The sequence below is a fragment of the Sphingobacterium sp. UBA7625 genome, from assembly GCF_002484085.1.
Lineage (GTDB): Bacteria > Bacteroidota > Bacteroidia > Sphingobacteriales > Sphingobacteriaceae > Sphingobacterium > Sphingobacterium athyrii.
In genome coordinates this window covers 236409-248434 of the sequence record NZ_DLJD01000028.1, presented here as the reverse complement: position 1 = coordinate 248434, position 12026 = coordinate 236409, and the positions used below count along the sequence as shown (strand labels likewise).

The following is a 12026-nucleotide window of genomic DNA, read 5'->3' as shown; positions in this document are numbered from 1 at the left end:
AGTAGTGGGGCTGTTCTTTTTTAGGAACGGCCTTTTTTGTTTATTCTTTTAGGGATATAAATTTCTTACTTATACCAAGCTTTTTCATTTTGGACTGTAATGTGGTTGCTGGAATGCCAAGAATGGTCGCAGCACCATTTGTGCCTGAAATAAGCCCATTGCAGCGTCGCAACACCCAAAGGATATATTGTTTTTCAAAGTCTGCAAGGGTCTGTGGACTAAAGTCCGGAATTTTGTTTGCTCCGACAAAAACTGGGTTGTCTGATAACATGATGTTTTTTATGGTCGGACCCTCTGTCAAAAGAATTGCACGTGCTACAACATGTTCCAGTTCACGAATGTTGCCCGGCCAAGGATGTAAACCAAGATGTTGGAGCATTTTTTTCCCCATTTGCTTTGGCGGAACTTTTCCGGCATGTTTTTCAAGGAAATGCTGCACTAAGATGGGGATATCTTCTCTACGCTCACGTAAAGGAGGTAACGTGACTGGAAATGCGCTTATACGGTAATAGAGATCTGCTCTGAAGTTGCCGGCCCGTACTTCGGCTTGTAGATCCTTGTGCGTTGCGCAAATAATGCGCACATCTACGGGAATAATTTTATTGCCGCCAACACGCTCAACCTCTTTTTCTTGTAATACCCGAAGCAACTTAGCTTGTAATACGAGAGGGAGATCACCAATTTCGTCCAGAAATAAGGTGCCCCCATTAGCTTGTTCGAACTTACCGATCTTACGCTTTATAGCACCGCTAAAACTTCCTTTTTCATGACCAAAAAGTTCGCTTTCGATCAATGTCGGTGCAATCGCAGCACAGTTGATTTTGATCAAAGACTGCTGTGAACGGGTAGATAGGCGATGGAGGTACTGAGCGACGACTTCTTTTCCCGTTCCACTTTCTCCTTGAATCAACAGGGTCATCTCTGTACTGGCAACTGTTTCGAGCTGTGATTTTATGATCTTTATTTGCTCGCTATTTCCGATTATTTGTGTTCTTAAAACCTCTGGCGTTGTAAAATCGGTTCGCACCGGGGCGGAGGATACAATTGGCGAGGCGAGTATTTTGGATGTCGTAAGCTGTACTGACTGGGTATTCATCCGTATATTGCCTATGGTAATGTTAAGTTGCGGAATAAGGCTGGTGATGCGGTTAATGAGTTGTAGATCGTTATCTGTCCGTTTTTTGTATTCCAGACTTAATATTGCCCAGCGTTGGTCATGCATTCGAAATGCCATGGATATAATTGCCTTACTGCCGCTACGTACCGCTTCAACAAGAATCGTAGGGAAGGTGCTTTCGGCTTTTAAAATCTCTTTGGGACCATGTTGAACTGGCTCGGCTGAATCAATGCAATGTTGAAAAAAGCCTGCTTTGCAGCTCCACAAGTCGTTATTGATAACCTGCGTATGTCTTTTTACCTGTAAAATTAGGCTATAGCTTTTTTCCTCTTTGTCCGCAACAAATATGTACAAGTTATCTTGACCCAAAAAATTTTGCAAATCTGGTTGAAGCGCCTCAAATGCCTTATGGGTAGATATTGTTGCCATTTTTTGACTGAGTGCTAATTGCTTAAGCTGCTCGCTTTCCCGTTTTCGTAAACGGTCGTATAGCGCTTGTAGAGCTGTTTCTGAGGTCATGTTTAGCGGTTATAAAGAAGGAAAATGAAATTTTGTTATTAAGAGAAGTCCGATGTAATGCCGTATTTTTTCATTTTGGTATAAAGGGTGGAGCTGCTGATCTGTAAAATCTCTGTTGCTCCACCTGGCCCAGAAATCTTTCCATTGCAGGATTCAAGGACCCGCAAGATATGGGCGCGTTCCATTTCTTCGAGTGATCCCAATTTTTGGGGTTGTTTACCCCCAATTTTGGTTTGACCTCCCATATGATCTGTAAAGGCAAATGTGCTGATCATTGGATCTTTTGTCAGTAAAACAGTTCTTTCGATCAAATGTTGCATTTCCCGAATATTGCCCGGCCATGGATAGGCCTGCAGCTGTGCAAAAGCATTGGCTGTAAAACCCACAATGTCTTTGTTGAGTTTAGAAGCATATTTAGCCAAGAAATAATTTGCGAGTAATTCGATATCCTCTGTCCTTTCACGTAGCGGAGGGATAGCGATCGGAAAAATATTGAGCCTATAGTAGAGGTCAAGTCTGAACCGCCCTTGAGCAACTTCCTGTTCGAGGTTGCGGTTGGTGGCAGCGATGATGCGCACATTGATCTTGATCGGTAAGTCGCCGCCAACGCGGTCGATTTCTTGTTCCTGAAGTACGCGGAGCAATTTGGTTTGCGCCTCCAGCGGCAGTTCACCAATCTCATCCAGAAAGATTGTGCCGCGATCAGCTTGCTCAAATTTGCCGATACGGCGATTTTGAGCTCCTGTAAATGCGCCTTTTTCATGGCCAAAAAGTTCGGATTCGATCAAGGATAGGGGGATTGCTGCACAATTGACGACAACTAAAGGTTGTTGTCTGCGTAGTGAAAGCTGATGTAAGGATTGTGCAATCTTCTCTTTGCCTGTGCCACTCTCTCCTGAAAGCAACACCGAGGTATCAGTCGGAGCGACAAGCTCCACCTGTGACAACACCTCCTTAAAAGCGGAGCTTGTACCTACAATTTCCTCTTTGGCAGATTTACCAGTTGCCACTTTTACAGGCGTCTCCCAATCCTTTTTCTCTGTCATGAACCGTTCCTTGGCAATATCTAACATGATGAAAAGATCTTTCTCCCGGAAAGGCTTGGTCAAGAAGCCATAAGGTCTGGTTCCTTTTACCGCTTCCAAAATTCCCTGGTTTGTATTTGCTGATATAAAGAGAAATGGAATTTGTACTTTGTTAAGTCGCATGGCAAGGTCGATACCTGTTTCCGTTCCTTTTAATATGATGTCCAGCAAGACCCAGTCGGGCTTTTGGGTTTCGATGATTCCTGTAGCTTGCGTAACCGAAGATGCGATACCAACAACTTGATAGCCATGTTTTTTGAGAATCATCTTGAGATCGTTAGCGACGATAAATTCGTCTTCTACGATTAATATCTTGTTGCCTTTGTGCATAAAATTTTGTCTTAAATTTCACCTTCTTTTTGAGAAAATTGGACGGTAATAAAAACGCCATGGTCTGATACAAGGTTAAACTCACCTTCGAGCTGAGAGGTCAGACCTCGCATGAGGCTCATGCCAAAAGAATCGTTTTCGTCCTTGTCAATATCTTCCTGCAAGCCCACACCGTTATCAGCAATACTGAGCATAAGATCATAGGGCGCTACCTTGATTCGTTTGAAGCTGATAAAAACCGTACCCTCCCGTTGATCAAAAGCATGTTTGATGGCATTATTGATCGCTTCATTAAGAATAAGTCCAACCGGTACGGCTTGCGATACGTCGAGGCTGATCTGATCCAATTGCATGTCAAAGCTTATCTTTTTTTCAGATTGGAAGCTATCTTTGAGGTAAGCGGTAAGCTCCCGGATATACCACTTCATGTCAATGCGTGAGAGGTTATCGGTCTGATACAGTTTTTGATGGATTAAAGACATCGCATGCATCCGATTTTGGCTATTCTGGATTGCGCTGATCGCATCTTGATTATCTAAGTAAGCGGATTGTGTATTTAGCAAACTGATAATAATCTGCATATTGTTTTTAACACGATGGTGGATTTCTTTGAGGAGCCATTCTTTTTCAGCAATCAACTGTTTTAACTTTTCGTTTTGGGTATTGATTTCTTCCTGCTTAAGCGTGAGTTTTTGGTTGCTTCTTTTTTTAATTGTGTTCTGAACATAGAGAAACCCGACGAAGATAATAAGGATAATTAGACTGCCAATGAAGACATTCCGTATAATCGCTTCACGTTCAAGCAGTGATTTCTGGAGCTGACCTTTTTGTTTGAGCAAAACGATATCGTGATCCTTCTTTTCGGTATCGTAGTCCAGTTGTAGTGCGGTCAGTTCTTTTGCACGGTCCACGCTGTTGATCGAGTCGCTGATGGTTTTGAATGCTGCAAAGTTTTTAAAAGCTGATTTGAAATCCCCGCGTGCAGAGTCGGCCAGGTAATGGAGTTTACGTAACTCTGATACACGCAGCAAACTTGTCTCTTTTGTCAAGGAGCGCTCAATTTCCGCTAAATATGGGTACATTTCCTTGATCTGACCGTTTGCAAACAGGAAGCTCGTAATGCCGATCATCATAATGTGTTTTTCCTGTCCGGTAATGTTTCCTGTCTTGTAATAGGTTAACAGTTTTTGATAATAGGGGCGTGCTTTTTGGGTGTCCTTAGTTTTGCAGTAAAGCATGGTATACAAATAGGCATAACGTATCGTATAGAGATCCGAAATATAGTCTTTTGTCACATTATCAAGCAGGTTCAACGCATCCGCGGTACGATTTAAACGGGATAATATCGTCGCCAGATTGAGGGTTATGGTATGGATAGCATAGCGGTCACCTTTTTGCTTGGCAATTTCAAATGCTTTTTGATAATTTGCAAGCGCCTCTTTATTGGATTTAAGATCATAATAGATTAGCCCGACAATATTATAAACGGCAGCCATATCATCTTGCGTTGTCGGCGTATTTTCGTTTTCGACAATACGGCGAGCTTGAAGAGCATATTTAAGTGCTTCTTTGAGGCGGAGGAGTAATCGGAGGTTGCCGGCTACGGATACCAGTTCCCTGCTGACGTTCTGATCCCCGGCCTGTTTTTTTAATGTGGCAGCGCGGTGCGCGGTATTTACTGCTCCTTTGTAATCACCATATCCGGAAAGATAACTGGAATGTTCCATCAGAATTTTAGATTCGAGCAGCTTGTCATTAGTCTTGGTGGCCTGTAGCAAAGCCTCTTTAAAGATTGCTTCTTTTTGATTAAAGGCTACGTCCTTGATGTCCCCTGCCATGGATAAGTAAATTATTGCCGCAGCTTTATTGAGGCGATGGCTATGGGCAAAACGTAGGCTTGCTGCCTTTTGTTCTTTAGCAAGGGATGGTTTGCCCATCTCTTCCTGAATGCGCGCATCTAAAAGCATATTCATGGCGGCTTCGGTTTTGAGATTAGCTGCCAAATGCAGCTTTTGGGACCTTCTATTGAGCCATTGCGCACTGTCGAGGTCTTTTTTCAATTCACCGGGCTTTTCGAGATAACACTTTGCGGCCTCATATAAAAAATGACCTTTGCGTCCGGTATCATGCTCAAGGGATAAACTGTCCATATACCGGTCAATTAGGCCATTGTCCTGACAAAAAGCACTGTTTATCCAAAGGATAAATACGCTTAGTAAAAATTTGATTTTCATCAAGGTGGATATTAATTGGGTGCAAACGGACGATAAGTCGACGCTTGCACCGCTATTGTTTTTAAGCTTGCTATCCGTTAATGCTCACTATCTCTGGAAAGAAAATAACAGATTAGCATTGCTATTCCTGCAAATATAATAGAACTTAGTCCAAGTTGTTTACCGAAATAAGCACCAGCCAAACATCCAATGAAAAATCCCGATAGTGTAATCAGCTGTTTCCCAAAACTGACATTTGTCTCAGGGTTTTTAAATTTATTGGCAATCAACACACATAGGTCCAGTGAGGCCTGGGTCACATTGCCGGTCATCATGGTCGTCGGTCCATGTGTAGCTTTTGCAAATAATTTTCCGAAAGCATTTTGCATCCCCAGCGCAAACACAACAAGCATCACGAGTCCATACATGACTGTTTTGGACTCTTCGACTGGAAGCATAATTGCCAATAATCCTACAATTACGAGTAGCAGGGCTTCGACGAACAGAACGGTGTTTTTCTTGTGCGAACGTGAGGTGAGCCACCCGCCCGCCATGACAGCGGCGACAAAAACGGGAAAAGTGGCCAATTTGATCCAAGCACTGATATCTCCACCATTGATCAGCTGATAAGCAAAAACAATGAAGTTGCCTGTAACATGAGCCGAAAATATTTTGTCAGCGGCCACAAAAGTGACGGTATCACAATATCCTCCTACAAGCGTAAGAACCAGTGTGGTGATGTGCGCATTGTTTTGATTTTCCATAATTTTATTTTAAATGTGCGCGTAACATCCATGCCATTTTCTCATGGGTTTCCATTAATCCTGTGATGAAATCACTTGTTCCAAAGTCTTTAAGCTGGGTGGCCAGATAATCGATGTTTTCGCGCAATGAAATAATAATGCTCTCGTGATCAACAAGCAAGTCACTGATGTATCCGCTGCTCTGGTTGGTCTGTCTGCTTTCTTCAGTGAGTTGAGACAATTGTAGGAATTGTTTTAAAGTTCCCGGTGCATAATGCCCCAATGTGCGGATACGCTCGGCGAGGCTGTCTATGATTTCATCCAGTTGGTTATACTGGGCTTCAAAAAACAAATGCTTGTTGTAAAAGTCTGGCCCCTCGATGTTCCAGTGTGCATTTCGGGTTTTGGTGTATAACAGATACTCATCCGCTAATAATTTAGCGAGAAAATGGGCAGCATCAGCTAAATGAATTTCCTTTATTCCGATATGTGGTTCCATGTTGTTAACGTATATTTATTAATAGTTGATAGATAAAATGATCGATAGAGTAGGCTCCAGGGCCGGTCAGTAGCAGGAATAGAAGACATAAAGTATACATAAATGGAATGTCTCTGACCTGAGGCGAATCATGACGGTGGACCACGAAATAGCCAACAGCGGTGACCCCCAGGGTTGGAAGTATAGCCAGCCTTCCACATAGTCCGAGTGCGATGAAGAAAGGTACGATGGTATCGGCAAATTGGGCAACAGCAGCATTAAGCTTCTCAGGGAGATGCAGGGGATTGGGAATCTGCTCTACCTGAGCTTCCTGGCTTTGCTTTATCTTCTTGAGGCCATGGACGGTAAGTAATTCCCAAGCGAATAGTATCCGAAAAATAAGTAGAGCGATATTGTTGACCGCAGTACCTAAGTCGGTATAAAATAGTTTTTGAAGTATTTCCATCATTTTCTTGCGTATTAGAATGCAAAACATGAACAGCCTAAGGCCCCCCAGAATGCTGAATAATTGTTGATAGCAATATTGCTCATGCGGGCATGATTGTGGTTGTGTGCATGCACCTGGCAGCTGCCGCTACAAAGATGGACCGTATCCACAATATTGCTTTTTGTGGAAGCAGTATTGGGGTGATCGTGCTGGGGCATTTTTGAGACACGATAGTAGCCACCATAACTTTTTGTGGGGGACCAGTCAGGTAGAACGGGGATAGGCGGTGGTGAAAATGAACTGAAATCGCCATCAGCGTAGACAATCTTACCTGCTACAATCGTCAGTTCGGATTCAATCGATTTGATGGCTTCCTCGTCGATTGTGAAATAGTCGCTGTTGAGCACGGTCAGGTCGGCCAGCATGTCCACCGCAATATCACCCTTTTGCTGTTGTTCTTGTGAAAACCAGGCACTTCCTTTGGTATAAAGCTGCAAGGCCGTCTGACGATCAAGTACACTGTTGTGATACAGTTGACGTCCACCAACTGTTTTGCCAGCGGTGAGCCAATAAAGGGATACCCATGGGTTATAACTGCTCACACGGGTTGCATCGGAGCCACCACCGACAGGAACTCCCATTTCGAGCATTTTCTTGACTGGCGGTGTTTGTTCGGCTGCCTCGTACCCATAACGATCGACAAAATATTCACCCTGATAAGCCATACGGCTTTGAATGGCGATGCCACCACCTAATGCCTTGGTGCGTTCGATATTGCGTTCATCGATGGTTTCGGCATGATCAAAGATCCAGGCTAGTCCATCAAATGGAATATCTCGGTTGACTTTCTCAAATACATCCAAAAAGCGACTGATGCTTTCGTTGTAAGTGGCATGTAATCTAAAAGGCCACCTGTTGCTCACCAATAGACGGACGACTTTCTCAAGTTCGGCTTCCATGTTTTCATTGAGGTCAGGTCTTGGTTGTAGGAAATCCTCAAAATCTGCTGCCGAAAAGACTAGCATTTCGCCGGCGCCATTGTGTCGGTACATGTTGTCACCTTGGTGTAAGGGGACTGTATCAATCCATTGCTGAAAATCCTCATATTCATGTTTTGGTTTTTGTGTGAATAGGTTATAGGCAATGCGGACAGTAAGCTGATCCTCGCGATGTAGGTCACTGATGACTTTGTAGTCATCAGGGTAATTCTGAAAACCGCCTCCAGCATCAATGACACTGGTGATCCCAAAACGGTTTAATTCCTTCATGAAGTGACGAGTCGAATTGAGCTGCTCCGCATAAGGAAGTGTAGGACCTTTTGCTAAGGTCGAATAGAGGATCATGGCATTTGGGGACGCAATAAGTAAGCCTGTTGGATTGCCTTGGCTATCACGTTCAATTGTGCCACCGGGAGGCGCTGGTGTATCTCTGGTATAGCCGACAGCACGGAGGGCAGCAGCATTCAATAATGCCCGGTCGTAGAGATGCAGTATAAACACTGGTGTTTCGGGTGCGATGGCGTTGATCTCTGCTAAGGTAGGCATACGTCGTTCGGCAAATTGAAACTCGGACCATCCGCCGACCACCCGTACCCATTGCGGATGAGGTGTTCGGTCAACCTGCTCCCGAAGCATGCGCAGAGCATCGGCTAAAGAGGGAACCCCATCCCAGCGCAATTCCAGATTATAGTTGAGACCACCGCGGATCAGGTGGATATGGGAGTCGTTGATCCCAGGGACTACGCGTTTTCCGCCGAGATCTATAAGTTTGGTGCTGGAATCGGCAAATTGCAATACGTCCTTGTCAGGTCCGACCGCAATAAATTTACCATCTTGAATCGCCACGGCGGTCACCTCCTGCTGTGCACTGCCAAAATGGGTTATTTTCCCGTTATGGAGAATGAGATCTGCTTTCATAGTCGTTGAGTTTAATTGTGTAAGGATGAAATCGCTTTTTTTATACCTTCACCTGCGGTTTCGAAGAATGTAGGGCCGGCCAATAAAGTGATCTTTTTTAATTTCGGCGATTGATCCATGTTTTTTGCACCCAACCATTTCTGGGTTCTAAAAGCATCAATGCTGCCAAGTACGATATTTTCTGCAATTAAGGCTGTCGGCGAGTCTATGCCGGCATCTTTGAGGTCGCTTGCAAAACTGAAATCCTCGACCCCTAGCCTAAGCGCTTCACGCATGGCGACGTGGGCAATATCTTTCATTTGTTCGGCATCGAAATCTTGACGGTTGCCCAAGCCGATTAACAGCAGCTTTTTGCTTGCGAGTGCACCTTTTTGGGTTGGAGTCAGCAGAATAGTTTCGCGTGCGTGTCCCTTGAATTTACCCGATTTACGCATTTCGGTAAGGGAACCATGCAATGCCTCATCCAAATGGACAAGACCATTTAGCGCTGGGGGCAATGCAGGGGGGGAGATAAAGATATCACCTTCCGTGTATTCAAAAATACAGGCTATTTGCAATTCGCTAACTGCTGCCGAAGGGCCTTGCACCAATCCTTCAATGGCAAGTCCATCGACGTTGCCCCATATTGTGCTTGTTCCTATTGCTGTAGCTTTGGGGGCAACAGCGGTTGCTTGGGCATTGCTCTTTACAGGCGCAATTGCCAGAGCAGCAAATAAAGCAACCAGTGTCCATTGTGGTGTTTTGTTGTGAAAAAGTCTCTTTGCTATTTTCATATGATTAAAATTTAAAGGCTATCCTGCTATTGAAGAAAATTCCGTTTTTAGGTGTCGTAATGATGTCTTCAATGAATGCACCTGGTTTAAAATACTGGATCCCTGACACAAGCGAAAGTTGTTTGTTGGCAGCCCAAGTAAAGTTGGCTAGATAGGCTGTGCCAATGTAGCGTTTTCGGGACATTGAGCCTGCAAGGTTAAATGATCCGCTGGGTCTATAAACGCCGTCCTGAAGTGAATGGCGCCAATTAAATACCAGGTCAACCTGTAACTTCAAGTTTGCAAGCAGATCCAATGTGGCATAGGGATGGATATCGATCAGGTTGACCGGGCCAATCTGCGGACTAAATCCGAAATATCCTCCCTTGGGATAAATGGGATTGAAAGTCTGTAGGTTGCCATCTCCAGCTTTTTTGTCGCCTGAGATATAGTCGTTGCGCAGATTGATCGAAGGTTTTAAATAGCTGTCTTCGAAGAGGTAGCCGATATCGACCGAGGCAGTCCATGCGGATATTTTGCCTTTGCCAAAGGATCCGAACTGATAGGCTCCCTCAAGATTGTAAATAAAACCACCGCCATATTTCCATATACGGGTGCCAATGCTGTGTCTGGTTTCTTTGGCGGCATCTTCTTCAAATATTGACTGATCACGGTATATCCCAATGTAATAAAGGTCGATGTTTGCTTGTCGAGGCATGATGATTTTGCCATAGGCACCCCAAAGGTTGATCTGTTTGGAAGGTTTGTTGTCAAAAACTCCCGCTTTAATGGTATCGGCCATCATCGCAAAAGTTTCGAGCTTGACTTTGCCTGAATTATAGGCAATTTTTGCACCTGTAAAATATCGCCTTGCATTGGGGCCTTCACCAACGGAGATCAGACGGCCAGAACCGTAGTCAAGTTCCTGTCTGCCTATGCGCAGTAGGAGCGATCGACTATTTCGTTCGAGGATTGTCCAATCGATAAACAAATTCTGGACATTCAATTGGTCCTCGTCGATCTGTCGGGAGCCGTTTTTGCGCCCATATTGCAAGGCTGACCGCAATTGTGTGAATAACCGGAAGCGCTCACCAAAATGGAGGTCTGCATGGAGGTTATAGCGCTGCAGTAGAAAGTTGTTGTTTCCAAGCTGTAAGCGCCCCCAGTCTTCATTGTTAAAATCCACGTATTCTGCTCGCGCCTCCCCCCCAAGAGATAGCCAAATTTTGTCGTCAGAGGCAAGTGGCATATATTTGAACCGCTCATAACCCCGGCGTGCTGAGTCGGCGAGGCTACGATAATCTTCCTCAAAGCGCATCAATTTGAAGCTTTGGGCGAAGAGATTTGGTAACAGGCCAAACAACAACAACAGGAGGGTCGCTCGACGGAAATAAGGGGCTATGGGTTGTTGTGGATACACGGCGTTTAGATTATAATTGTAACTTATTTGGATGATGTTAGGAATGTTTGACCATATTGTGGGCGTAATGGATACCTAAGCCATAGCCGCCACCATGTTTTTTCATCAAGTCTGTTACGGCAACATAAGTTTCCTGACGTGCCCAGTCTCTTTGCAATTCTAAGAGGTACTGAACCGAAGTAATCGGTTTGACACCCCTATGAATCATACGTTGCATGGCACGTTCATGCGCTTCATGGCTCACGTCGCCACAGGCGTCAGCAATAACGTAAACTTCAAAATCTTCAGCCAAAGCGGAAAGTGCCGGACCGACAATACAGACACCTGTCCATAGTCCTGCAAGAACAAGTTTTTGTTTTCCGGTGCCTGTGATGGCTTGATACGCCGCTTCATCTTCCCATGTGTTCATGCTGGTCCTATCGATGTATCCGCTGCTAGCTTGCGGGTAATAGGTTTCAATTTCCGGAAAAACCGGCCCTGAAAAGCTCTCTTCGGCGACAGTAGTGACGATTGTTGGGACATTAAATATTTTGGAAGCGCCACAGATTACTGCGACATTGTTTCTCAATTCTTCCATGGTAATGCTTTTGGTGGCAAAGGCCATTTGTCCTTCGAAATCGATTAATACAAGCGCATGGTTGCTTGGTGATAATAGTTCTGCTGATGGTTTCATAAATTATGTGTTTTAAATGTTGTTTTATGTTTCTTGATAAGTTCAATTTTTCTGCCTGTTGTTTTAGTTGTCTATTTTATAGCGTATTAGGTGTTTTGTCTTTGTTTTAAATTTGACGATATTTCGTTAAATGACCTTTTCTTTGGATATATCTACTTAAATGATTTCCTAATGTTTGACTGTTATCCGTTTTTTACAGCGGGTACACTCAAAATTAAGCGACCGAAATTTGCTGTTCATTGAACTAGTTTAAGAAAAGGGGAAGGAGAAATTAATAAAGCGAAGAATTGCGAATATCTAGGTTAGCTCAATATTGGATATCGCTCTTCGCT

General features: G+C 44.1%; 10 protein-coding genes. All 10 read right to left on the bottom strand.

Features of this window, described 5'->3' with window-relative positions; genetic code table 11:
* Positions 1-40: 40 nt before the first annotated feature.
* Positions 41-1636: a sigma-54 interaction domain-containing protein gene (locus B4G94_RS12705; RefSeq protein WP_286859280.1), complete on the bottom strand. Its 1596-nt coding sequence runs from the start codon at positions 1634-1636 to the stop codon at positions 41-43.
* A 38-nt stretch (positions 1637-1674) separates the two neighbouring features.
* On the bottom strand, positions 1675-3051 hold the full coding sequence (locus B4G94_RS12700; protein WP_286859278.1) for a sigma-54-dependent transcriptional regulator: 1377 nt from the start codon (positions 3049-3051) through the stop codon (positions 1675-1677).
* A gap of 11 nt (positions 3052-3062) precedes the next feature.
* Positions 3063-5285, bottom strand: coding sequence for a tetratricopeptide repeat-containing sensor histidine kinase (locus B4G94_RS12695; protein WP_286859277.1), 2223 nt, complete (start codon positions 5283-5285; stop codon positions 3063-3065).
* A gap of 77 nt (positions 5286-5362) precedes the next feature.
* A complete protein-coding gene (locus B4G94_RS12690; RefSeq protein ID WP_108635643.1) occupies positions 5363-6028 on the bottom strand; it encodes a YoaK family protein in 666 nt (221 codons plus the stop codon).
* 4 nt (positions 6029-6032) lie between these two features.
* The gene (locus tag B4G94_RS12685) at positions 6033-6506 is read right to left on the bottom strand and encodes a Dps family protein (RefSeq protein ID WP_286859276.1); all 474 of its coding nucleotides are present in this window, start codon (positions 6504-6506) and stop codon (positions 6033-6035) included.
* Positions 6507-6510: 4 nt separating this feature from the next.
* The gene (locus tag B4G94_RS12680) at positions 6511-6954 is read right to left on the bottom strand and encodes a DoxX family protein (RefSeq protein ID WP_286859274.1); all 444 of its coding nucleotides are present in this window, start codon (positions 6952-6954) and stop codon (positions 6511-6513) included.
* Between the two features lie 11 nt (positions 6955-6965).
* The gene (locus tag B4G94_RS12675) at positions 6966-8849 is read right to left on the bottom strand and encodes an amidohydrolase (protein WP_286859271.1); all 1884 of its coding nucleotides are present in this window, start codon (positions 8847-8849) and stop codon (positions 6966-6968) included.
* An 11-nt stretch (positions 8850-8860) separates the two neighbouring features.
* A complete protein-coding gene (locus B4G94_RS12670) occupies positions 8861-9622 on the bottom strand; it encodes a M17 family peptidase N-terminal domain-containing protein (RefSeq protein WP_286859269.1) in 762 nt (253 codons plus the stop codon).
* 4 nt (positions 9623-9626) lie between these two features.
* On the bottom strand, positions 9627-11021 hold the full coding sequence (locus B4G94_RS12665; protein WP_286859266.1) for an alginate export family protein: 1395 nt from the start codon (positions 11019-11021) through the stop codon (positions 9627-9629).
* 37 nt (positions 11022-11058) lie between these two features.
* Positions 11059-11694 (bottom strand): hydrolase, encoded by a 636-nt coding sequence (locus tag B4G94_RS12660; RefSeq protein ID WP_286859263.1) that lies wholly within the window; start codon positions 11692-11694, stop codon positions 11059-11061.
* Positions 11695-12026: the final 332 nt, after the last annotated feature.